The sequence below is a fragment of the Johnsonella ignava ATCC 51276 genome, assembly GCF_000235445.1.
Taxonomy (GTDB): domain Bacteria; phylum Bacillota; class Clostridia; order Lachnospirales; family Lachnospiraceae; genus Johnsonella; species Johnsonella ignava.
In genome coordinates, this window is the sequence record NZ_JH378830.1 from 70,917 (window position 1) to 96,440 (window position 25,524).

The following is a 25,524-nucleotide window of genomic DNA, read 5'->3' on the forward strand; positions in this document are numbered from 1 at the left end:
GGAGCTTTATATGACTGTAAATACTTCTGATGCAGTGAATATGCCTGATGAAAATTCAGATAGCAGGTTTTTTGCCGGGCAAGGAGATCTAAAAGAAAATATACGTGATAAAATACGTGATGAAAGGGTGGTTGAGGCGGTGCTGTTTACTATGGGCAGGTCTGTTGACTTAAAGCAGCTTGCCGCAGCTCTTGAAAGTACAAAGGAGGAAGCTCTTGCCGCTGTAAAAAGTCTTATGGAAAGATATGCTACAGACGCAAGTGCGATGCAGATAATAGAGCTTGACGGTTCTTATCAGATGTGTACTAAACCTGAATATTATAATGAGCTTATAAGAGTTGCAAAGGTGCCTAAGCGACAGGTGCTTACTGACTCAATACTTGAAACATTATCTATAATAGCCTATAAACAGCCTGTTACAAAGGCGGAAATAGAAAATATAAGGGGAGTGGCTTCAGACTATGCCGTAAACAAGCTTATAGAATATGGTCTTGTCAATGAAGCCGGAAGGCTTGATCTGCCGGGAAAACCAATCCTTTTTGCAACAACTGAAGAATTTCTAAGACGATTTGCAGTTGATTCGGCAAAAAATCTTCCACAGCTTGATACTGACAGAGAGGCACAGATATTACATGAGGTTGAGGAAGAGGTAGGTTTCAAATTCGGTTTTGAAAATCTTGAAGATACTGAAGATAATATAACCGGTGAAAATGGTATTTTTAATGAGTCTGATGGAAATGATATCTCCTGATGCCGACAGTGATAAGTATAGGATTAATATGTGATGAAAGGTTTTGTGGATATTTACAATGGAATTAAAAATAAAAATCAAGTATTTCAGTGATAAAATTGAAAAGCTTAGATATATAGAGAAAAAGAGTGATTGGATAGATTTGCGTGCTGCGAAGGACATAGAGCTTAAAGCCGGCGATTATGCCCTTATACCGCTGGGAGTTGCAATTAAGCTGCCTCATGGATATGAAGCACATGTGGTTCCAAGAAGCTCTACATTTAAGAATTTCGGTATCATACAGACAAATTCAATGGGAGTAATTGATGAAAGCTATTGCGGAAACAATGACCAGTGGTATATGCCTGTATATGCAATAAGGGATACAAATATAAGGATAAATGACAGAATCTGCCAATTCAGGATTATGGAACATCAGCCGACCGTTGTGTTTGATGAGGTATCAAAACTTGAAGACAGCGACAGGGGCGGTTTTGGCAGTACCGGTAAAGCTTGATTTATATGTGGAGGTATGGTCTGAAATGTTTAGGATAAATAAAATAAATTTAATTGTGGTATCGTTAATTATAATTTCATCATCTATGCTTAGTGGATGTTTTTCAGAACTAAAGGCTGAAAAAAATGCAAAGCGGGAAGCGATGGCTATGTTTAATGCTAAGGATTATGCAAATGCGGCAGTTAAATTTGACGAAGCATTTAATATAAGAAAGGGAAGTAAAATTGATGCCTCAAGGGCAGATATACTTGAATATAAGGCGGAAGCACTATATCTTTCAGGAAATTATTCGGCATCGGGCGGGGTTTATGCTCTGCTTAGCGAAGCATATCCAAATAATACAGATTATATGGATATGAGAGTTATATGTATATGCAGAGCTGATGAGGATATTGTACTTGCAAAGAACATATATGATGCTTCTGAAGCCAAACTAAATGCTGCCGGTCAAAAAAATGCCGGCAAAGGAGATTTAACCTCATCAAATACTGTGGTAACTGCAACATTTGGTACTTCATCAGGTGTATATAACATACATGTTGAGGCTTTATGTGAGCTTACAACATCACTTTCCAGAACAGATGAGGGGGCAACCCAGGCACTTGCATATTACAGCACAATGGCATTAGATGATGCAAGACTTAATGCAAAATTCTGTAATCAGATAGGAAGACTTTACTATATGAAAAATGATTATGCAAATGCTGTTAATTTTTATGAAAAAGGATTGAGTATAGGTGGTGATGATAAAACAATTAAGGCGTTAAAATTTAATCTTGCAGTTGCATATGAAGCAGGTATGCATTTTGAAAAAGCTCTTGAGTTGTTCGAGGATTATGTTAAAACATATGGAGGAGAAGAGATAGCACTTCATGAAATAAGTTTTATAAAATCCAGGATTAAAGGGAAAAAAGAAAATTAGCTTTTATAAGATTCTAAGAGACTATTATATGTTATACAAGAGTTTTTATAAGGAATAAAGTGAAATCAGACAGGTTTTGTAGAGTATAAGGGCATGTTCAGCAGGATAATATTATAAAATATATGGAAAACAGATATAATAAATTAAAAGAGAATAAATTAATTGAAACTTCGGATATTCAGGAAAGGGTTATACTTGTAGGAGTATCTTTAGGAGATTTGGCAAGTACTGAGGATAGCCTTGATGAGCTTGAACAGCTTGCAGACACTGCAGGTGCCGTAACTGTCGGCAAATTAGTGCAAAATCTGGACAGGATAAATCCTGCAACCTATATAGGTAAAGGCAAACTTGATGAGCTGAAACTGGCTATATTTGAACTTGATGCCACGGGGGTTATATGTGATGATGAACTTTCTCCCGCACAGCTTAAAAATCTTGAAAATGAGCTTGAAATAAAGGTAATGGACAGAACCTTGCTTATACTTGATATATTTGCTCAAAGAGCATCAACCTCAGAAGGTAAGATTCAAGTTGAGCTTGCGCAGCTTAAATATCTTTCTGCGAGGCTTGCAGGAATGCGTGCATCGCTTTCAAGACTTGGGGGCGGCATAGGGACAAGAGGTCCCGGAGAAAAAAAGATAGACATTGACAAAAGAATTATACATAATCGTATAGGAATTCTTAAAGCACAGCTTCAGGAAATAAAAAAACATCGTGAGATTACAAGAAAAACAAGGAAAAATATAGTTACAGCGGCGATATGGGGATATACAAATGCAGGAAAATCGACACTTTTAAATGCACTTGCCGATTCTGATGTATTTGTTGAAAATAAGCTGTTTGCCACACTCGATCCTTCAACAAGAAGAGTGAAATTAAAATCAGGGCAGGAGATCCTTGTTACAGACACTGTAGGTTTTATAAGAAAACTTCCGCATAATCTTATAGAAGCTTTTAGATCAACTTTTGAAGAGGCTGCTTATGCAGATATTATAATACATCTTGTAGATGCCTCAAATCCGGCGGCAGATGAACATATGCTTGTTGTATATGAGGCACTTAAATCATTTGATATATCAGACAAGGATATAATTACCGTATATAATAAGATTGATATCGCCGGCACGGAATTTACTCTTCCACGTGATTTTCACTCTGATTACAGTATAAAGATATCGGCAAAGACCGGCTACGGCATAGATGAACTTAAGGATCTTATTGAAAAAATAGTACGTGGAAGAAGGGTCTATATAGACAGAGTTTTTGCATATAAGGATGCAGGTATTATAAATGAAATACATAGTAAAGGTGAGATGGTTTTTGAGGAATTTCTAAAAGACGGTATACATATAAAGGCATGGATTGATGCAAGGATATATGAAAGGATTATTTCAAAAACTATAAACAGGTAGTAAATCTATGCATATAATATAAAAGCATGGATTTATATATAAAGTATTAAATCAAATTTATATATTTTTTGTGTTTCAGATAAAGACGGCATGTAATTTTAACCGGAACGATATCCTTTTAATACTAATAATGACCTGTCTTGACGTAAAAAAAACAATTTGATATACTTTTACAAGCTAGATAAAAAAAAGAGGAGGTCCGGGGGTCCCGGTAAGAAGTATGAAATGTTATGATGAATTAAAGGCAAGAGGACTTGTAGCACAAACTTCAAATGAAGAAGAAATCAGAAATATGGTAAATGAAGGGAAGGCGACATTTTATATAGGCTTTGATCCTACGGCAGATAGTCTTCACGTGGGTCATTTTATGGCATTATGTCTTATGAAAAGACTCCAAATGGCAGGAAATAAACCGATAGCACTTGTAGGCGGCGGAACCGGTATGGTTGGAGATCCCTCAGGACGTTCCGATCTTAGACAGGTTATGACTGTGGAAACTATAGATTACAACTGTGAATGTTTTAAAAAGCAGATGAGTCGTTTTATAGATTTTAGTGAGGGCAAGGCAATTATGGTTAATAATGCTGATTGGCTCAGAGACCTTAATTACATGGAATTTATAAGGGAAGTCGGTCCTCACTTTTCAGTAAATAATATGCTGCGTGCCGAGTGTTATAAACAGCGTCTTGAAAAGGGGCTTTCGTTTCTTGAATTTAATTATATGATACTTCAGAGCTATGATTTTTATATGCTTTACCAGAATTATGGCTGCAATATGCAGTTTGGAGGAGATGACCAGTGGTCAAATATGCTTGGAGGTACTGAGCTTATAAGACGTAAGCTCGGAAAAGATGCACATGTTATGACTATAACACTTCTTCTTAACTCCGAAGGAAAGAAAATGGGAAAAACTGTAGGAGGAGCTGTATGGCTTGATCCTGAAAAGACTTCACCATATGATTTTTATCAATATTGGAGAAATGTGGCTGATGCGGATGTATTAAAATGTATACGTATGCTTACATTCCTTCCTATTGAGCAGATAGATGAGATGGATAGCTGGGAAGGCTCAAAATTAAATGATGCAAAGCAGATACTTGCATTTGAGCTTACAAAGTTGGTGCATGGTGAAAAAGAAGCACAAAAAGCTATGGATGCAGGGCATGCACTTTTTTCAGGTGGAGGTTCAATGGAAAATGTTCCTACATTTGAATTAAAGGATGAAGATTTTGAAGATGGCAAAATTGACATATTGAGTATACTTGTAAAATCAGGTCTTTCATCAAGCCGTTCAGATGCAAGGCGCAATGTTGAACAGGGCGGAGTAAGCACCGACTCTAAAAATATAGATGATATAAAAGTTACATATTCAAAGGATGATTTTAAGCCTGACGGGAAGATTTTTAAAAGGGGTAAGAAGAATTTCATAAGGATATGTGTTAAATAATTATAGACTTTTATTTGCAAACTTTGAAATTTTAAATATAATAGGTGGACATATATGAAAATTCCTGTATTGCTTAAGAAAAAAACATTCTATATTGCATTATTATCACTGGCAGGTGCTATAGCCTCAGCTGTATATGGTATAAAATCTGATACTTCAGTAGGTGTTATAAGCAGGTTTGAGGATGCTGTTAATACAAGAAATGAAAAAAAGATCCTTTCGACATTTGAACCTGATATAAGAAAGGAGCTTAAAAAAGAATTTGAAGTAAAACATATAGAAGATATTTTTTCCTTAGCTACAAAAAAACATAAAATCAGTATACTTTACAAAGAATCACAGAGTTTGTCAGATGATGAGAATTATGACTGTATATGTCTTATAACACTTGACAACAAAGTAGAAAGGGTCTATGAACAGCAGATATCAGTCAAAAAAGATGGCAAAAAAAAATATATTTCAAAATTTTAGGATATGATAAATATGAAATTTAAAATCAAAATTAAAGATATTATGCTGCCGAAAATACTTATATTTCTTTGTATGGCAATGATGATACTTTTAGGCGGATGCGATTCCGCCTCAAAAGTAAATACGCTGTTAAAGATAAATAATGATCTTTCAGGGGAAAGGATCATGGATATAAGTATAAATAATGAAGTTGTTGCAAATAATTATACAGGAACAATTGATGATATAAAAAAGATAGTTGATGAAAATATTCCTGAAGATTTAAGTTATACATATGATGATGCAGGATTTCATCTTAAGATTGAATTTACTTCACTTGAAGATTATAAAGAAAAGATAAAAAAAATAACCGGTGAAGAAAAAGAGATTAAAATAACTTTACCGGAAAGTGTATGGTCAAACGGTATTTATATAAGTGAAAATTTTTCATCTTCGGATCTTTTGAAATGGTTTAGCAGTGCCATGGTAAGCAAAGGTGCTGTACAAAGTGAGTATGAGCAGTACATAACCACAGCCGGTGATACTTATGTGGAATATGGAGGCGAAAAATATACAACCAATGCCAATATTTATGTAGATAAATCTGAAACTCTTGAAATTTCAAATATTGACATGCTTTTAAAGGTAAATGCATTAAATAATTATGATAGAGATATTGTATTTACACTGCCTGTTGAAGCTGCTGCCAGGAAAAAATCCGAGATAAAGGAATACTTTGAAGAACATAAAACTGAGAATGCCGGTCTTGAAGTAAAAGAAAATGATAATTATATAAGCTATAAAATAAGTGTAAGTAATGTAGATAAGGATGAACTTTTAAAATTTGACAAGGCGGTATTTGGCAGTGATAATGTAGGCTTTTATAGTTCTGAATCTTCATCAAATGATCCGTCATTATCATCATATTATTTCCCGGAACTTGATAATGTTGATGCGGATTCTGAACTTCAAAAAGAAAGAAATGAAAAGTATATATCTCCATTTATATCCACAAGTGAGCTTATGGAAAATATAAACTTCTCTTCATATCTGCCGGGTTTAAGAACTACAAATGTAGATTATTATGTTATGGCAGATATGGATTACAGGTATAAGACACCGGATAGTATGATATATTACAATTTTGAAGACATGAATGAAGATGGTAAGGATAAAAAGTATGAGGGATATGTAAAGATAACCTCACAAACCGTCTCCGGTTCGTCGCCTGTAAGGCTTGGGGCAGATATATCAAAGTATTATACGGTTTCATATATAAATATAAATACAACTAAAAAAATATTTAAAGATACTTATATCAGAGATGTTGAATTTATACTTGAGAAGGAAGATATAGACGATGAAACAATCAAAGCTTTGATAGCTGCGTTTGAATCTAAAAACAAAACTGCGGAAACTGATGATAATAAAGAAAATAAAAATACCGGGGCTATTTTTAATGTAAGCACTCATAAAATGAAGGATAAAAAAACAGCTTTAAATGTACATGTTGAAGGAACTTTAGATGAGATTGGCGAGATAGCTTATAAAGTATTTGGAGATTCCGGGAAGTTTTCTTATGTAAACAGCAGAGGATTTTTTAAAGTCAGAAAATATACTGCTGTAGTTGACAGCCTTAGTTTTAGACAAATGCTTGGAGATGAAAAGATATCTGATGATTTTAAAATAAATTATTCTTTTGGCAAAGGTATTTTTTCAAAAATAAGATATTGCAGCGAGCCGGATAATAATTTTAAAAATACATTTAATAAAATTGAAACGGTATACCATGCACCTGAGTTTAATTTTACTTATGTTGGGACGTATATTGATTTCATGTCATTATTATTTTATTTTTTTACGACAGTATTTTTAATATCGTTTATAGTCCTTATATTTGGGGCTGTTTTTAGGAGAACTCCTAAAATTGAGGTTATAAAAAACGATGTTATGGATGATATAACTTCTTACGATAAACTAGCTTGTAATACAGGTGCCGGAAAGGAGTTAGAGGCTGTAAATATAAATAAAATAGAAGTGCTTGAAGATAAGACCGGAAAGGTAATAACACCTGACAGTGCCGAAATTGATGATGACACAAAAGCGGATTATATTATATGCAGCAAATGTGCAAACCGTATACCTAAAGATTCAAGATTTTGTGAAAAATGTGGAAATAAAATAAACTAGGAATTATAATTCCTGTAAAAGATATTTATGTGATATAGAAAAAGTAATATTTAAATTAAGAATATAAAGGAGGAAAAAAAATGGCTTTTTGCAGATTTTGTGGAAAAAAATTAGAAGATGGTGAATTGTGCGGTTGTGCTGATTCAGTTGCACAGATGAAGGGAGATACAAATACAAATGAAGTACAGGGTGCAGCTCAGACAGTGTCGTCAGGTGCTACGGATACTGTTATAAATCCTGCTCTCTCACCCGGCTTGGTGGAGGCGGATAAAACAGATAGTGCTGTTTCACAGAGTAATACTTTAAATCAATCTGTGTCGCTTCAAAAAGAAAATGTACAGGAAGAGGCTGGAAAACAGAGTATACCCGGACAGGCGGCATCTGAACAAAACGTACAAAACATACCCGGACAGACAGTGCCGCTGCAAGGCGGTCAGTATGCGTCGGTGCAGGCGGCACCTGAGCAAAGTGCACAAAACATACCCGGACAGACAGTGCCGCTGCAAGGCGGTCAGTATGTGCCGGGGCAGGCGGCACCTGAGCAAAATGCACAAAATATACCGGGACAGACAGCACCGCTGCAAGGCGGTCAATCTATGTCGGGGCAGGTAGTACCGACAAGTTATACTCAGGGAGGAACTCAGCAGCAAAATAATACAGGCTATCAGACACAGTTTAATAATATACCGCCACAAAGCGGTATGAATTCAAACTCCGATCAGTTTGAACAGTTTAAACAGAGCAGTGCAAATTATATAAAAAAGGCTTTTGATATTTTTAAAAAGCCTGTAACTGAAGGAAAAAAGTTTGCAAAAAGTATAGATTATATATTTATTGCCGTGATATTTTGCGTACAGGCATTTATATCATCACTTGTAGCATTGGTTTTTTCAGCAAAATTAGATGGATTTTTTGCAAAACCGCCTATTGCCTTTTTGCTTACATTTTTTATATCACTTATATTAAGCGGAGGATATATAATATCTGTTGAAGCTATACAAATATACATAAATAAAAAAATCAATTTAGCAGAGGCAGTTGCTATGGCGGTTGTAAGGTCAATATATATAATACCGCTGCTTCTTATTTCACTTATTGTTTCACTGCTTAATATTTATCTGGCAGTATTTCTTATAGTATGCAGCATATTTGCTTCAGTTACAATTCTTGGAGGATATGCCATTTATGAATATACTGTTGAAGAAAATAAAAGATTTGTGGCAGTGCTTATCGGAACTTTAGCGTTTATTATTATATTTAGTCTTGTTATGAGAATATCATTTGATACATATTTTGATTATGTAAAAAAAGTAAATTCACTTATAAATTTCTTTTAGTATTTAATTTATCTTTATAAAGGTTGTATTACTTGTAAAAAGTTTTACAGCCTTTATTTTTTATTTTTTATATAATTATGATTTTTTATATTACTTGCAATTTCCTTACTTTTCTGTTAAAATTGCCCTGTTGTGTTGTACAATGAAAATTAAATAAGGAGGTGCTCCTGTGTCACATATAATAATTGCAGTGTTAATTACTGCGGTGGTCGCAGGGTTTCTTTCTTGGATATCGGCTACTGCTTATAGAAAAAAAACATATGAAGATAAGATTGGTTCGGCTGAAGTTAAATCAAGAGAAATCATTGAAGAAGCCTTAAAAACCGCAGAGACAAAGAAGCGCGAAGCTCTCCTTGAAGCAAAAGAGGAGTCGTTAAAGACTAAAAATGAGCTTGACAAAGAAGTTAAAGAAAGAAGAGCTGAGTTACAGCGCTATGAAAAACGCGTATTAGTTAAAGAAGAAAACATTGACAAAAAACAGGAAACATTAGAAAAAAAAGAAATTTCCCTTTTAACTAAGGAAGAAAAGCTTTCTGAAAGGGCAAAGGAGGTTGAATCGCTTTATGAGCAGGGTATGAGCGAGCTTGAGAATATATCCGGGCTTACAAGCGATCAGGCAAGGCAGCTTTTGCTTGAATCTGTTGAAGATGATATAAAACATGATACTGCCAGACTTATTAAGGAATATGATAAGCTTATAAAGGAAGATTCAGAAAAAAAAGCAAGAGATTATATCATCACGGCTATTCAAAGGTGTGCGGCAGATCAGGTGGCAGAAGCTACCGTTTCCGTGGTACAGCTTCCGAATGATGAGATGAAAGGACGTATAATCGGGCGTGAAGGAAGGAATATAAGAACCCTTGAGCAAATGACCGGTGTTGAACTTATTATTGATGATACTCCTGAAGCTGTTGTTCTTTCAAGCTTTGATCCGGTAAGGCGGGAGGTTGCAAGAATTGCACTTGAGAAACTTATAATTGACGGGCGTATTCATCCTGCAAGGATTGAAGAGATGGTTGAAAAAGCCCAGAGAGAAGTTGATTTGATTATGAGGGAAGCAGGTGAGGCTGCTGTGCTTGAATCAGGCGTACATGGACTGCATCCTGAGCTTGTCAAGATGCTTGGAAGGATGAAATATAGGACAAGTTACGGTCAGAACGCCTTAAGACATTCTATAGAGGTTTCTGCTATATGTGGGATTTTAGCTTCTGAGGTCGGTGTTGATATACGCATGGCAAAAAGAGCAGGACTTTTACATGACATAGGAAAGGCTATTGATCATGAAGTTGAAGGTTCACATGTGCAGATTGGAGCAGAGTTATGTAGGAAATATAAAGAATCAGCCATAGTTATAAATGCTGTTGAATCACATCATGGTGATGTTGAGGCTGATAATGCAATATCCTGTCTTGTCCAGGCGGCAGACACTATATCTGCGGCAAGACCCGGTGCAAGGAGGGAGACTCTTGAGACTTATGTAAACAGATTGAAACAGCTTGAAGATATAACTACATCGTTTGAAGGTGTTGAAAAGTCATTTGCCATACAGGCAGGCAGGGAAGTAAGAATAATGGTTGTACCTGAAAGAATAAATGATGATGATATGGTGATACTGGCACATGAGATTGCCAAACGCATTGAAGAAGAGATGCAGTACCCCGGACAGATTAAGGTTAATGTAATAAGGGAATCACGAGTTTCAGATTTAGCTAGGTAATATAAGATTTTGGGTATTTATTAAAATAAATTTGAAAATTAAAATTGAAAAAAGATGATGTTTTTCTGTTGTTTTAAACAGTAAGGAAAGCACAGTAAAAAAGCTTTGCAGAAATTGCAAAGCTTTTTTGAGTGTAAAATAATAATATAACTTTAAATATTTAAGATTTTATAACATTACTTAAGTATATATTACAACAAAAGCTTGCAAAGCCTTTGTTTCAGGGATTTTTAGCGGTATTGAAATAATTTTGGCATTTTTTATAACCTTGACTTAATATAATTATTAAGCTAAAGTATACTGTGTAGGTATAAATAATAATATATATAAAATAGAGAGGTGTTTATAAAATGAGAAAGGGATATAAAATTATACTCGGCTTAATTGCGTTATGTGCTTCAGTTACACTTTTAAGTACAAATGTATGGGCGGCAAAAAAGAAAAAGATAAAGTCTGTAAATATTAAAATTTCAGGTAAAGTTGAAGCTGACACAAAACCCGGAAATGAAAATATTGAAGTTACTACTACCGGAGAGACTTATTCAGTTGAAGATTTTTCATTTGAAAATACTACATTTGCATGGTCTGCAGATGATGTACCTGAGCTTAAAATTCATCTTGTATCTGATGAAGATCACTACTTTGAGGTTTATCAGGGCAGCCAGATAAAAATTAATGGAGGGACATTTAAAAAAGCTGACAGGCAGGATGGTGCGACTTCGTTGTATGTTACTGTACTTCTTCCAACACCCGCAACTCAGATGGATGTTATTCAAAAGGCAACTTTCAGTGAAGATGGAAATGCTGTATGGAATTCCGTGGAAGGTGCCGGAAACTATGAAGTTAAGTTTATGAGAAATGAAACTGCCGTAGGAGGACTTCAAAATACCGTTTTAAATACTATAAACTATAGAAAGCTTATGACAAAAGAAGGCTCATATTGGTTTAAGGTACGTCCTATAAGTAAAGTAAATCCGGATTTTGCAGGAGAATGGGTAGACTCAAACAGGGTTTATATCTCAAGGAGTGAAGCTGAGGCAATTGATGCGGAAAATGTTGCCAGAGACAGTGCAGGAAATTGGGAACAGCTTGACGGAGGTAAATGGAAATTTAAGACAGCTGACGGAGTTTATGCTAACAACGAATGGAGAAGAATAAATAAAAAATGGTATTACTTCCTTCCGGATACATATATGGCAGCAGGATGGCAACATATAAATAATAATTGGTATTACCTTGATCCGGCAACCGGAGCGATGCTTGCAAATTCAACAACTCCTGACGGATATTTTGTAGGGCTTACAGGTGAATGGATTCCATAAAATATAATGCCGGTATAAATTCAGGAGTTAATTCTGGTTAATATGTTTTAAATTTATACATTTAATACCAGGTTTTGTAAAGAAACAAGAGAGCAGGGAACAAATAATCTAATTATTTGTTCCCTGCTCTATAAAATTTCAGACATATCAATACGGAGTAAATAGCGATCTATGATATTATCGGACTGCAGTAAAAAAAAGAGGGTTTAAATTATATGTCAAAATACAATGAAACAGAGTTTATAAAGCTTGACAGTTTTTACACCAAAGATATTATATATGGCTGGATACATGGTACAGGCGGAGTACTTTTCAGGCAGAAACTAAGCAGATGGGCTAATATAATGGGAGTGCATTTTAACAGGGCATGTGTAAAGGATTTAAGCAGCAGGTGGGGAAGCTGTTCTTCAAATAAAAACCTGAATTTTTGCTGTAAAATATTTTTGTTGCCTGAAAGCCTTGCTGATTATATAATGGTACATGAGCTTGCTCATCTTAGGTATTTAAATCACTCGCAGAAATTCTGGGATATGGTAAGTACATATATTCCGGATTATAAGCAAAGGCGAAATGAGCTGAAAAAATATATATAGTGTGCTTTAGCTGATTTATTTTATATTGACCAGGAGATAGTATATGACTAAGGATGAATTTTTAAGCAGTCTGTCAAGAGCGCTTTCAACTGCCGGAGACCAGAATTTAGTTGTAAAAAATATGGATTTTTATCGTTCATATATTGATGGTGAGACTGCAAAAGGAAGGAGTGAAGATGAGGTACTTGAAGAACTTGGGGATCCGAGGCTGATAGCAAATTCCATCAAGGAAGCACAGGGGCTTGATGAAGATTTTGCCTATGAAGCAAGTACATTTTATACAGGTGAAAATTATGAATATGAATATGCAGGCGAAGATGGTGAAAAACAAAAGAAGACTTGGTATAGTAAGGAAAAAGAAAAACCAAGAGGCGGGTGGACTGATTTTCATATAGATAGGACTGGTACAGATGCTCAGGAGGTTTATGAAGAAACTTTTTTTTCAGAGCCGGAGCCTGACATTAATCATACAAGGTACCAAAATAATGATATTAAACTGGAGGCTGAAGCCATGGTTGAAAAAACCTATATTATACTTGGAGTAATTGCATTTGTAGTACTGGCAATAGTTATAGCGGTTATAGTACTTTTTACCAAGCTGGTTATACTCCTTTTGCCTATATGGCTGCCGCTGCTTATTATATTTACTGTATATAATGCAATTAAGCATTTATCAAAGTAATAAAATAATGTTTTGTGGGCATATTGTTTTGATAAATAAATTTTTATAGAATTTTAAGAATTATTCACAATATTATGCTTGACATATGTGTTAAAAACATTTATACTCCGACTTGTAATACTTGCTTAATATTTAAGCAATAATTTTAATATAATACTGAAGTATATGTTTGCAGTGCGGCAGATTATATTATTATATTTCAGATGTAAAAAAACATAATAAATTATAATTAAGGTTTAGGAGTTTTATGTTTAAAAGATTTCTTTTACTTACGTCAACTTTATGTTTTATGGCAGCCGTTACATCAGTACGGGTTAATGCGGATAATGATAAAACCGATATAAATACATTTGAGCTTGAGCCTGTAAATATGGTTACAAGGACCAGTTATATGGTAAAAACATTAAATGATGACACGGCAGTAAGACAGGAACCGGACAGTTTTTCTTCGGAGATTGCTAAGATTCAAAAGGATTCCGTTTATGAATTACTGGAAAATATTGATGATACATGGGCAAAGATTGTGGTTGACGGGCAGGAAGGTTATGTCAATATCGAGGAAGATGCGGTAGTTTACGAGAACATTCAAAGAGATACAGATGAAGAGTCTGAACTTAGAAAAAATGTGGTTGAAAATGCTCTTTCATTTGTAGGCGGAGATTATGTATGGGGTGGTGAGGATCCTTTTTCAGGAGTTGACTGCTCAGGATTTACCGCTTATATTATGGAGGATACAGCAGGCGTAAACCTTACACATTACTCAGGAGCACAGGCATCTGAAGGCAAAGTAATAGGGAGAGATGAGCTTCAGCCCGGTGATCTGGTGTTTTACAGCGGAGAAAATGGTATAAACCATGTTGCAATATATGCAGGGCATGATAAGATTGTACATGCATCTTCATCTACAACAGGTATAATACTTTCGGACATGGAAAATGGACGTACTCCTGTAAGGTTTGTTTCAGTGCTTGATGACTTGCAGACAAAAGAATAAAATGATATACTGTATTATGTATACAGCGAAAGACGTTGTACGGGGAATATATTTTGATTTATTCCGAGATCCGGCAGCGTTTTTTTGTGTATATAATTTTAAGAAATAATGAACTGGCGTTTTAAGACAGCTGTGTATGAATATGCCAAAAATCGCATAAAAATTGAATAGGAATGAAATAAATTGTCTGAGGTTTTTGTACCGGAAACATTTAATCAGCGTTTCTATAAATATATACAGCTTCTTAAAATTGAAATACCGGTTTTTAACAGGAGGTTTTTATGATTAAATTTAAAAAGATTTTGCAGATATCAGGAATTTTTGCAATTTCACTTGCGGTTGCCGCATGCTCTAAAAACGGTGCTGCAGATAATTTAAGTTCACAGGAAAGTGTTGAAAAGCAGGATCTGCGTTCTGAAAGCGTTCAAACTAAAAGTGATGCTACTGACGGTAAAAAACTTTCGGGAACTGAAAATGATAAAGCGGATATATATGTGCAAAAACTTACGCCTATTACTGTAATACATAGTAAAAAAACTGAGCAAAGCCCCGAGTCGAAATCATTAAGACTTTCGTATTATTGCGGTCTGAAAGTAGAAGATAAAGGTTATGATGAGCTGAATAAAATATTTGCCAAACTTGAAGCGGAAAATAAAAATGAGCTTTATAAGTATATTGAACATAACAGGGATAAGTATGCAGTTGATAAAGACAATGAGCAAGGTGCTGAATTATTTGATTATGAAGGTGAAATTAATTTAAGTATTAAAATAAAACGTGCTGATGATATCGCTGTAAGTTTTCTTGAAGAAACCTATGAGGATTTTGGAGGCGCACACCCGTTAAACGCAAATAAAAGCCGCAATTTCAATTCAAAAACAGGTGATGAGATAAAAACGGACGATGTAATAACAGACAGAACAAAATTTTATGAGACATTAATAAGGCTGATTGAAGATGATGAAAGGTCTGCTGATTTTTTTGATGACTATAAAAAAATTATAAAAGATGAAATTGAAAAAGACAGTCTTACATGGGTACTTCTTGACAGAGGGATACAGGTAATACTTGACCCTTATGAAGTTGCCTCTTATGCAGTAGGACAGATTGATATTGATATAGATGCCAATGAAAATCCGGAGCTTTTTAAAAAAGGGTTTTTTACAGATAAAAAATCATATACAAAATACCTAAAACCCGGATATAAAGAAACATTAAGACTTTCATCAGAAAATGAGGCTGTTTCAGTGGGCTATGATATAGAAACAAATGAAAACACTGATGGCAGCAATAAAAATTATGATAAGATAACTATAGATATAGGCGATGGGGATTTAGAGCCAAAAACCTATGATTTGAGCGGGTTTTATAATTTTGAAAAAGATTCATCAGCAGTTCTTCATACTGAAGAAGGGGGCTCATGGCTTTATGTAAATTCTGAAGCAGAGGGTTCAAAGCTTAAGGTGGATATTTTTAAACTTACACCCAAGGACTCTGAATTTGTAGGTTCATATGATGGTGCAATTTGGGATTATCTGTCATCCCCGGATAATTTTATAATATATAATACTGAGAATATTTTTGGTAATCATATTGTATATAGACACTATTTTATTAATGATAAAGGTTTGCCTGAGACTGAGGATAAAGCTTATACCTATGCTTATTATGAGGGACTTGACAATATGATGCTCAGATCTTCTATGAAGGCTTTTGAGCTTAATGAACTTGATGATACTGTCGGTTTAGAAGTTATGCTTGAGAAGGGAACGGTCTTTTCATGTGTAAAGACCGATTTGGAAAGTTACTGTGATATAAAAACCAATGACGGGAAGTTTTATAGGGTAAATATAACCGTTAAAGGCAATAATATAAAGGCAAATGATATTTTGCAGGAAAAATTAATGCTGCAGCAGAATGCTGATAGTGATAATTACGATCCGATTAAAGGAGGATTATAGAAAACATATAATGCCATCTTTTAGAATATAAACCTTAGTGTTTATTTTCTTTAGTACTGTTGATGATACAGTCGGTAAGTGTTATAATAATATTGACATATAGTCGAAAAAAGCTTATGCCTTTAGTCATGAGTTAATCGGCTAAATATAATAAAACCGTAGAAATTACGGGGTCAGCAAGGAGGAAGTTGTTTTAATGAGCAAGGTTTACGATTTAATTATACTTGGTGCAGGACCCGCCGGACTTGCGGCAGGACTGTATGGAGGCAGGTATAAGCTTGATACTCTTATAATAGAAAAAGGTATTGACGGAGGACAGATAGCTATAACCGATGAAATTGAAAATTATCCCGGACAGATAGTAGGTGAAGAAGAATCAGGTCCTAGCCTTATAGCAAGGATGACTGAACAGGCAAAAAGATTCGGATGTGAGAGAGTATCTGCAAACATTGAAAAAGCGGAGCTTGAAGGTGATATAAAAAGATTTACAGATACAAAAGGCAATGTATATGAATCAAGGGCGGCTATTATAGCTACCGGTGCACATCCAAGACCTATAGGCTGTAAAAATGAAAAAGAATTTGTAGGAAAGGGGATTTCATTCTGTGCCACCTGCGATGCAAATTTTTACGAAGGATTTGAGGTATATGTGGTAGGAGGCGGTGATTCCGCTGTTGAAGAAGCGATTTACCTTACAAAATTTGCCAGAAAGGTTACTATCATACATAGAAGAAATGAACTTAGGGCTGCAAAGTCAATTCAGGAAAAGGCATTTAAAAATGATAAAATTGCTTTTATGTGGGATTCTGTAGTTGAAGAAGTTAAGGGTGATGATATACTTGAAAGTATGATAGTTAAAAATGTAAAAACAGGTGAGCTTACTGAAGTAAAAGCCGATCCTGATGACGGCATGTTTGGACTTTTCGGATTTATAGGGCTTCTTCCGAATACCGAACTATTTGCCGAGTCGGGGCTTGAGATGGAGGGAGGCTATCTTGTAACCGACCCTGATATGAAGACAAAGTTTAAGGGAGTGTTTGCAGCTGGTGATGTGAGAGTTAAATCACTGCGACAGGTTGTAACTGCGGCGGCAGACGGTGCTATAGCTGCTTCACAGGTAGAACATTTCATAGCGAATAATTCATAAATATATAATATTTATTTTTAAAAACAAACATAAGAGGCAAGAAATTTAAATATATAAGATAATATAATTCTAAATACTGTTGATTTAATTTTAATTACGTTATATAATATACTTGGGGTATAAGCGGAAGTTTATGCACGCCCATGCCTAGTTACAAAATTAACGAACAATTACATTATAAAAATATTCGATAGTAAACAGTCAATTTTGTATATTCAATTTTAAAAGGAGGAATTAAAAGTGTTAGAAGTAACAAAAGAAAACTTTGAAGCAGAAGTACTTAAAGCGGAAGGATATGTTCTGGTAGATTTTTTTGGAGACGGTTGTGTTCCTTGTCAGGCACTTATGCCGCATATACATGGTTTTGAAGATAAATATGGAAAGAACATCAAATTCACATCACTTAATACAACAAAGGCAAGGAGGCTTGCAATTGCACAGAAAGTGCTTGGACTTCCTGTGATAGCAATCTATAAAGATGGTGTAATGGTTGATTCAAAGGTTAAGGATGATGCGACTCCTGAGGCATGTGAAGAAATGATTAAGAAGTACGCCTAGATTTTGGTGGGCTTTGGTTTTAAATTTGAAGAGTATACAGGTGTTTTATTTGCACAGGATTTAATAATATATATGCTTAAACCGGTAATACCGGTAATTAACTTTGTTACCATACTGCATAAGCAGTTTGAGTATAAATAATAATTTTTTACAGGAGGAAATCTCAATGGCTATTTTAAAAGATAAGTATGTCGTTGTTATAGGAGACAGAGACGGCGTACCTGGTCCAGCCATAGAAGAGTGTGCCAAGACAGCCGGGGCTAATATAGCTTACTCCTCAACAGAGTGCTTTGTCTGAACGTCCGCTGGTGCTATGGATCTGGAAAATCAAAAGAGAGTTTTGAATATTAGTGAGGAACATGGTGCTGAGAATGTAGTGATACTTCTCGGTGCTGCTGAAGCAGAGGCTTCAGGTCTTGCGGCAGAAACAGTTACCGCAGGTGATCCCACTTTTGCAGGTCCGTTAACAGGAGTCCAGTTGGGACTGACGGTTTATCATATTTGTGAGGACGAAGTAAAATCTGAGGTAGACCCATCTGTTTATGAGGAACAGGTTGGTATGATGGAGATGGTTATGGATGTTGATTCTATCCATGAAGAGATGGAAAATATCCGCAAAGAGTATTGTAAATATCTCGGATAAGCCTTTCCCTCGAAAATATTCAAAAAGGCTGTTTCGATAGTTTTCTGTCGTGGCAGCCTTTTTGTTTTAAAATCACTTCTGTATAAAAACAGCGGACGATTGTATTGTCGTCAGCCTTTTATAAAATGCCGTATTTTTAAATGTTTTAATTATGGCTTTATTAAATATATAAATTACTGGAGGTAATTATTTATGAACAACTTTCCTGTTATAAAGGGAAGCAGCTATGTACTTGCTTTTACTCCCGATATGATAATGCACAGCGGAACTACACAGACAACTGAAAAGGTTGTAAATCCGGATTCGGAATATTTGCGTGAACTGCCTAAACATTACAGAACATATGAAGAGGTGGTTTCATATATACCTAATCAGGTCTATATAGGTAATGCTACATATGATGACCTTGGGAATACGCCTTTTCCATTTTATGATAAGAAATGGGAAAATGCTAAATCTGATGGCGCATTTGGAAGTATAGTAGATGAAGAAGAATTTTACGGTACAATGCATATAAGTGATGTATTTGAACTTGTACTTTTTGAACCTGAATTTGCAAAAAGAGTGAAGGAAAAGCTTGAAAAACGTAAGTTTTTTACAGAAGCACAGCTTGAAAAACTTATAGCGGATAAAAGTACGGCATCCAGAGAAGAACTTGAAAGGCTTGTAAATGAAGAGCATGCGGAAGGACTGTATATTAATCTTACAGAACTTGTGGGTGTTATAAAAAGAGCACATGATGTTGATGTAAACCTTTCTGCACATGTTATGCTTGAAAACCTGGTTGCTAAAGCTTCAAATGTTATAGCACTTATTGAATTGGTAAAAAAGAATAATATAAAGCCTGAGGACATAGATTATGTTATTGACTGCTGTGAGGAAGCATGCGGTGATATGAACCAGAGAGGAGGCGGCAATTTTGCAAAGGCATCTGCAGAAACCGCAGGATATACAAATGCAACCGGTTCTGATATAAGGGGATTTTGTGCAGGTCCGGCACATGCCATGATACATGCCGCTTCGCTTGTACATTCAGGCACATTTAAAAATGTTGTTGTTTCAGGCGGAGGATGTACTGCAAAGCTTGGAATGAACGGAAAAGATCATGTTAAAAAAGGTCTGCCTGTACTTGAGGATTGTGTTGCTTCATTTGCGATACTTGTATCTGAAAATGACGGCATACATCCGGTTATACGTACTGACATAGTTGGTTCACATAAGATAGGAACAGGTTCTGCACCTCAGATGGTTATTACTGCACTTGTAGGTGAACCCCTTACAAGAGCTGGGCTTAAATTTACTGATATTGATAAATATGCACCTGAGCTTCAGAATCCGGATATTACAAAGCCGGCAGGTGCCGGAGATGTTCCTGAGGCAAACTATAAGATGATTGCCGCACTTGCAGTTATGAAAAAGGAAATTGAGCGCAGCCAGATTGCCGATTTTGTAAAAAAACATGGTATGACAGGCTGGGCGCCTACACAGGGGCATATACCTTCCGGAGTGCCGTATCTTGGACATCTCATTAAAGAATGTCTTGATAAAAAGACAAAGAGGGCAATGATTGTAGGAAAAGGTTCACTCTTTCTTGGGAGACTTACTAACCTCTTTGACGGAGTTTCATTTATAGTTGAGGCAAATGAAGGTTCAGGCAGTGTTGAGCATGATATTGAATCAAGTAATGAAACTGTATTTAAAGCAAAAGGTACTTCAACTAAAGGCATAAATGTAGCTTATGCACTTGAGGGAAGTGAGCATGGAAGTCAAGAGGCAAGGCTTGCGCTTAAGATTGCAGCTTCAAAGGGTATAGATACTGTTCTTTGTGATGGTGCAGATGCGCATTCACAGATGGAAAAACTCCTTGGAAGCGGAGAAGCACAGGCGGCAGTTACTATGCATTATCCTTTCCCGATAGGTGTTTCTACAGTTGGAAAGGTTATAACTCCGGCAAAGGGAAAACCTATGTATATAGCAAACACTACCGGAACATCAGATACTGATAGGGTAGCCGCACTTGTAAAAAATGCTATTGCAGGAATTATAGCTGCAAAAGCTGATGGTGTTGAAAGACCCACTGTAGGCATTGCAAATATTGACGGAGCAAGGGCATGTGCTAAGATTCTAAGGACACTTAAGGACAACGGTTATGATATAGAATTTGCTGATTCTGCAAGAGCTGACGGCGGTGTTGAGATGAGAGGAAACGATCTTCTTATGGGTAGCTGTGATGTAATGGTTATGGATGCTCTTACCGGAAATCTTATGATGAAACTTTTCTCATCCTACACAACAGGCGGACAGTATGAGTCAGTTGGATATGGCTATGGTCCCGGTATAGGTGAAGGGTATGATAAGCTTATAATGATAGTTTCAAGGGCTTCAGGTGCACCCGTTGTAGCAGGTGCGGTTGAATATGCGGCAAATCTTATTGCAAATGACTGGAAAGCGATTGCAAAGGCAGAATATGCTGCAGCACATAAGGCAGGGCTTGATGCACTTCTTTCTGAGATTTCTTCGGCTAAAAAGGCTGATGTCGAGGAAGAAGCTGAGGTTGTAGCACCACCAAAAGAGGTATGTACTGAAGCTATAGCAGGCATTGAAGTTATGGATCTTGAAGATGCTGTAAAGACACTTTGGAAAGCAGGTGTGTATGCTGAAAGCGGTATGGGATGTACAGGTCCTATCATTCAGATTGCACCGGCAAGACTTGAACAGTCTATGGATATACTCAGAAAAGCCGGATATATTGAGTAGAATAGGATTTGATTAAAAAATATTAAGTATAAAATAATAGGTATGTAATCAGGGCGGAGTTAAGTTTGGAAAGAATATTAAGCAAGTTTTGCGACTTAGCTTCGTCCTGTTATATTTTATAAAGTGAATAATTAAAATATATACAAGTTTTATATGTTATATATTTTAAATATTTACCTTAGCTTTTTGTAGTGTATATTTACTTTAAACAAAAATAAATAACAAGTAAAACATATTTCTTAGCTTAATAAAATATAAATAATACTTGAAAAAAACACCATTTAATATTAATATATAGTAGCGGTTTGAACATGTATACATGTCGGACTTTTTTAATGTCCTTTAACAGGGCATAAAGTTTTGGTGGGAGTTGGGTAGCTGGTGCGCCCCGCAGTCTTCAAAACTGTTGTGTGGGGTTAGGAGCCTCACGGGTGGGTTCGATTCCCACCACCATCGTTTAAAAATAAAATAATGACAGTGTAAGCAGGCGGCTTAGCTTTAAGAATTTTATCTTTACTTATAGGATGCCGCTTATACACAAATAGCCTATGATATGGAGGGTGATGGGTGCTGGTGTGCCCCGCAGTCTTCAAAACTGTTGTGTGGGGTTAGGAGCCTCACGGGTGGGTTCGATTCCTACCACCTCCGTTTAACAAAATTCAGCAGCTAAAGGAGAAAATATGGAAGAAAGACATGAGTTATTGCGTGGACTTCCCAAAGTAGATGAGGTGCTGCTTGATGAGCGCCTTTTTTTATTTGCATCTACACCAAGGGATATTATTGTAGAAAGTGTAAGAGAAGTTATAGATACCTTCAGGCAGGAAATACTTTCGGGTGAAAGAACCTGTCAGGTGAATAATGAGGAGGTTTTTGATAAGCTGTCAAAAATTCTTAAAGAAAGAGCGAGGATGAATTTAAGGCGTGTACTTAATGCTACGGGAGTAGTACTTCATACGAATCTTGGAAGATCAAGGCTCAGCAGACAGGCATATAATGCTATATGTGAGATAGCCGATTCATATAGCACGCTTGAGTATGATTTAAAACTTGGAGAAAGAGGCAGCAGGCATGATATAATTTCAGGTATTATAAAGAAAGTTACAGGTGCACAGGCGGCTATTGCCGTAAATAATAATGCAGCAGCGACCATGATAGTTCTTGCGGCACTTGCAAGGGGAAAAGAAGTTGTTATATCAAGAGGAGAACTTGTAGAAGTAGGAGGAGCTTTTAGAATCCCTGACGTCATGAGTGAGTCAGGTGCGATATTAAAAGAGGTTGGTGCTACAAACAAGACGAGGACAAGCGATTATATAGCCGCTTATGATCCTGAAAAAACGGCTATATTTTTAAAAGTTCATACATCAAATTATAGAATAGTAGGTTTTACTGAAGATGTAAGCCTTAATGAGATGGTAGAGCTTGGTAAAAAATATTCAGTACCTGTGGTATACGATATGGGTAATGGGCTTATAAGTGATTTAAGCCGATATGGGCTTCATGAACCTACGGTATCGGAAGCATTGAAGGCGGGGGCTGATATAGTTTTATTTTCAGGAGATAAACTGCTTGGAGGTCCTCAGGCAGGAGTTATAATAGGTAAGAAGAAATATATTGACATAATTAAAAAACATCCTCTTGCAAGGGCGTTTAGAGTTGATAAATTAACACTTGCAGCACTTGAAGCTACATTTGGCTCATATATTGACGGCAATAATGCTATAAAAGATATACCTACACTTAGAATGATATGTGAAAGCGTACAGAGTCTTAAATTAAGAGCCGGGAAGCTTAAAGAAATATTTGAAGAGTATTGCCCCGGTTTTAATTATGAGATAGAGGAATGTATAGATCAGGTCGGGGGCGGAAGTGCTCCTACAGATGACCTTAAGGGTTATGGTGTCAGCATAACAGGAGGAGGATTGTCTGCCCAAAAGCTTGAAAGAAGGCTTAGAAAGGCGGAAACACCACTTATAGTCAGAATCAATCATGACAGGGTGCTTGTTAATGTAAGAACATTAAGTGATGATGAATTCCTGCTTGCGGCACAGGCAGTTAAATCTGCCCAAGAAGGAGAAGAAAATGCATAATATTATAATAGGAACCGCCGGGCATGTCGATCATGGCAAAACCTGCCTTATAAAAGCATTGTCAGGCTTTGATACCGATAGACTTAAGGAAGAAAAAAAGAGAGGAATCACAATTGATCTCGGTTTTGCAAACCTTCCAAATGATGCAGGGCTTCATATAGGGATAATTGATGTTCCGGGGCATGAAAAATTTGTTAAAAATATGTTGGCAGGTATAGGCGGTATAGATTTAGTACTGCTTGTAATTTCACTTGAGGAAGGTGTTATGCCTCAGACTGTGGAACATTTCGAGATACTTAAAATGCTTCATATAAAACAGGGAATAGTCGTACTTACAAAGGAAGATGCGGTAGATACTGATTGGGCTGATGCAGTAGAAGAAGATGTAATCGGACTTGTAAAGGACAGTTTTTTAGAAAATGCACCTATGATAAGAGTATCATCATATACAGGCAAAAACATATCAAAATTAAAGGATATGATTATAAGCATGGTTGCGGATTTGGCAGGGCGTAGAGAAGAAGCGGAACTTTTCAGATTATATGTTGACAGAGTATTTACTATGGAAGGCTTCGGGACTGTGGTTACAGGAACACTTCAGGAAGGAAGTGTTAAAACAGGTGATGATGTAGTTTTGTATCCTGCCGGCAGGGAGATTAAGATAAGAGGTATACAGTCTCATGGACAAAAGGAAGAACAGGCATTTGCAGGACAGCGTACAGCACTTAATTTATTAAATGTTAAAAAAGAGGAATTAAGCAGGGGAGATATACTTGCTTATCCAGGTTCAATAATTAAAACAAAATTAATTGATGTAAAGGTTAATACATTTAAAACAAGTACAAGAGAACTTAGGAGCGGAGACAGAATACATTTAAATTATGGCTCGGCACAAGTTATGGCAAAAGTGATTCTTTTGTCAAAAGATTTTTTAAGACCCGGAGAAGGCGATTATGCTCAGCTTAGGTTTGATGATGATGTAGTGCTTAAGAGAAATGATCGCTTTATAATAAGATTCCTTTCACCTGTAGAGACCTTTGGAGGTGGAGTTGTACTTGACATAGCACCTTTAAAGCATAAAAAAAAGGATGAAGCGGTCCTTGAAAATATGAAGATAAAAGAGCTAGGAAGTGATTTTGATACATGTGAACTTAAGATAGCTGAAGAAAGTCATAGATTTCCTGACAGACATAGATTGGCAGGACTGATGGGAATGACATCAGCTGAAATTTTAAATATAATTGACACTCTTAAAACTAAAAAGAAAATTATAGTTCTTTCAGATGATACATTTATACATCTTGCTTATTGGAAAACAATCACGGATTTTTCGCAGGAACTTCTTAAAAATTTCCATAAAGAAAATCCTATAAAAGAGGGTATGGGAAAGGAAGAGTTTAAATCAAAACTCAGCGAACAGTTTAGACTTAAAGACAGCAGAAAATCTTTAGTGCTGCTTGAAGAACTTGTAAAGCGTATGGTTGTAAAAATAAATGCTTCATTTGTCGCCGACAGGGATTTTCTTGCAGAATATTCTGCTGAGATGAATGTAATGCTTGGTGAAATAAAGGACATATATATAAAGGCAGGGATTGAAGCTCCGTTAACTGTAAGTGTAATTGATGAGTTTAAAGATAAAAATGCGGCAAAAGAAGTAATTGCGGATCTGCTTAAAAATAATGAACTTATTAAATTAAATCCGGCAGTTTATATAAATGCACAGGCATATAATGATGCATTAAATACCCTGGTAGATTTTATGAAAGACAGAAAGGAATTTACACTTGCGGAATTTAGGGATCTTTTTTCTACTTCAAGAAAATTTGCACTTCAATTTCTTGAGTATACTGATAAGAAAAGAATTACAAAACTTAATGGTGATAAAAGGGTGCTTTTAAAGAATATTTAGGAAAAAATGATTAAACATTTCCTATGTGAAAATTACATATATTTTGCTGCCTATGTGATTTTATTATATATGCAAGCTACTTAAATTAAACACTGAGTCAATCAGTGTTTAATTACTTTAAAGCAAAGTATAACTCTTTTATCAAGGTG

20 protein-coding genes and 2 tRNA genes are annotated in these 25,524 nt (G+C 35.8%); all 22 read left to right on the plus strand.

What is annotated here, in order from left to right:
• Window positions 1-10: 10 nt before the first annotated feature.
• A complete protein-coding gene (gene scpB, locus HMPREF9333_RS02850; protein ID WP_005539680.1) occupies window positions 11-751 on the plus strand; it encodes an SMC-Scp complex subunit ScpB in 741 nt (246 codons plus the stop codon).
• A 58-nt stretch (window positions 752-809) separates the two neighbouring features.
• Complete coding sequence (locus HMPREF9333_RS02855) at window positions 810-1,247, plus strand: dUTP diphosphatase (RefSeq protein ID WP_005539681.1); 438 nt, start codon at window positions 810-812, stop codon at window positions 1,245-1,247.
• Complete coding sequence (locus HMPREF9333_RS02860) at window positions 1,201-2,169, plus strand: hypothetical protein (RefSeq protein ID WP_156797260.1); 969 nt, start codon at window positions 1,201-1,203, stop codon at window positions 2,167-2,169. Before HMPREF9333_RS02855 ends, HMPREF9333_RS02860 begins: the two co-directional genes overlap by 47 nt.
• Before the next feature lie 122 nt (window positions 2,170-2,291).
• Complete coding sequence (gene hflX, locus HMPREF9333_RS02865) at window positions 2,292-3,581, plus strand: GTPase HflX (protein WP_005539683.1); 1,290 nt, start codon at window positions 2,292-2,294, stop codon at window positions 3,579-3,581.
• 220 nt (window positions 3,582-3,801) lie between these two features.
• Window positions 3,802-5,028, plus strand: coding sequence for a tyrosine--tRNA ligase (gene tyrS, locus HMPREF9333_RS02870; RefSeq protein WP_005539684.1), 1,227 nt, complete (start codon window positions 3,802-3,804; stop codon window positions 5,026-5,028).
• A 54-nt stretch (window positions 5,029-5,082) separates the two neighbouring features.
• Window positions 5,083-5,499 carry a hypothetical protein gene (locus tag HMPREF9333_RS02875; protein WP_005539685.1) on the plus strand — a complete coding sequence of 139 codons (417 nt, stop codon included), beginning with the start codon at window positions 5,083-5,085 and terminating at the stop codon, window positions 5,497-5,499.
• Window positions 5,500-5,511: 12 nt separating this feature from the next.
• Window positions 5,512-7,668 carry a zinc ribbon domain-containing protein gene (locus tag HMPREF9333_RS02880; protein WP_005539686.1) on the plus strand — a complete coding sequence of 719 codons (2,157 nt, stop codon included), beginning with the start codon at window positions 5,512-5,514 and terminating at the stop codon, window positions 7,666-7,668.
• Window positions 7,669-7,748: 80 nt separating this feature from the next.
• Window positions 7,749-9,005, plus strand: coding sequence for a hypothetical protein (locus HMPREF9333_RS02885; RefSeq protein ID WP_005539687.1), 1,257 nt, complete (start codon window positions 7,749-7,751; stop codon window positions 9,003-9,005).
• A gap of 169 nt (window positions 9,006-9,174) precedes the next feature.
• Entirely contained in the window at window positions 9,175-10,722 is a 1,548-nt protein-coding gene (gene rny, locus HMPREF9333_RS02890; RefSeq protein ID WP_005539688.1) for a ribonuclease Y, read from the plus strand.
• A gap of 350 nt (window positions 10,723-11,072) precedes the next feature.
• The gene (locus HMPREF9333_RS02895; protein WP_005539689.1) at window positions 11,073-12,044 is read left to right on the plus strand and encodes a hypothetical protein; all 972 of its coding nucleotides are present in this window, start codon (window positions 11,073-11,075) and stop codon (window positions 12,042-12,044) included.
• Between the two features lie 215 nt (window positions 12,045-12,259).
• Window positions 12,260-12,637 carry a M48 metallopeptidase family protein gene (locus HMPREF9333_RS02900; protein WP_005539690.1) on the plus strand — a complete coding sequence of 126 codons (378 nt, stop codon included), beginning with the start codon at window positions 12,260-12,262 and terminating at the stop codon, window positions 12,635-12,637.
• A gap of 43 nt (window positions 12,638-12,680) precedes the next feature.
• Window positions 12,681-13,319: a DUF1700 domain-containing protein gene (locus tag HMPREF9333_RS12135; RefSeq protein ID WP_005539691.1), complete on the plus strand. Its 639-nt coding sequence runs from the start codon at window positions 12,681-12,683 to the stop codon at window positions 13,317-13,319.
• A gap of 247 nt (window positions 13,320-13,566) precedes the next feature.
• A complete protein-coding gene (locus HMPREF9333_RS02910; RefSeq protein ID WP_050798093.1) occupies window positions 13,567-14,313 on the plus strand; it encodes a C40 family peptidase in 747 nt (248 codons plus the stop codon).
• Between the two features lie 281 nt (window positions 14,314-14,594).
• Window positions 14,595-16,274 (plus strand): RsiV family protein, encoded by a 1,680-nt coding sequence (locus HMPREF9333_RS02915; RefSeq protein WP_005539693.1) that lies wholly within the window; start codon window positions 14,595-14,597, stop codon window positions 16,272-16,274.
• A gap of 196 nt (window positions 16,275-16,470) precedes the next feature.
• The gene (gene trxB, locus HMPREF9333_RS02920) at window positions 16,471-17,421 is read left to right on the plus strand and encodes a thioredoxin-disulfide reductase (RefSeq protein ID WP_005539694.1); all 951 of its coding nucleotides are present in this window, start codon (window positions 16,471-16,473) and stop codon (window positions 17,419-17,421) included.
• A gap of 240 nt (window positions 17,422-17,661) precedes the next feature.
• A complete protein-coding gene (trxA, locus tag HMPREF9333_RS02925; RefSeq protein WP_005539695.1) occupies window positions 17,662-17,979 on the plus strand; it encodes a thioredoxin TrxA in 318 nt (105 codons plus the stop codon).
• A gap of 166 nt (window positions 17,980-18,145) precedes the next feature.
• On the plus strand, window positions 18,146-18,622 hold the full coding sequence (gene grdA / locus HMPREF9333_RS02930; RefSeq protein ID WP_083816565.1) for a glycine/sarcosine/betaine reductase complex selenoprotein A: 477 nt from the start codon (window positions 18,146-18,148) through the stop codon (window positions 18,620-18,622).
• Window positions 18,623-18,814: 192 nt separating this feature from the next.
• Window positions 18,815-21,379, plus strand: a complete 2,565-nt coding sequence (gene grdC, locus HMPREF9333_RS02935) for a glycine/sarcosine/betaine reductase complex component C subunit beta (protein WP_005539696.1) — start codon at window positions 18,815-18,817, stop codon at window positions 21,377-21,379.
• A 369-nt stretch (window positions 21,380-21,748) separates the two neighbouring features.
• Window positions 21,749-21,832 (plus strand) — tRNA-Sec (locus HMPREF9333_RS02940).
• A 102-nt stretch (window positions 21,833-21,934) separates the two neighbouring features.
• Window positions 21,935-22,027: transfer RNA gene (locus tag HMPREF9333_RS12845), tRNA-Sec, on the plus strand.
• A 32-nt stretch (window positions 22,028-22,059) separates the two neighbouring features.
• Complete coding sequence (gene selA / locus HMPREF9333_RS02945) at window positions 22,060-23,466, plus strand: L-seryl-tRNA(Sec) selenium transferase (RefSeq protein ID WP_005539697.1); 1,407 nt, start codon at window positions 22,060-22,062, stop codon at window positions 23,464-23,466.
• The gene (gene selB / locus HMPREF9333_RS02950; protein WP_005539698.1) at window positions 23,459-25,375 is read left to right on the plus strand and encodes a selenocysteine-specific translation elongation factor; all 1,917 of its coding nucleotides are present in this window, start codon (window positions 23,459-23,461) and stop codon (window positions 25,373-25,375) included. The genes selA and selB overlap by 8 nt, the downstream gene beginning before the upstream one ends.
• Window positions 25,376-25,524: the final 149 nt, after the last annotated feature.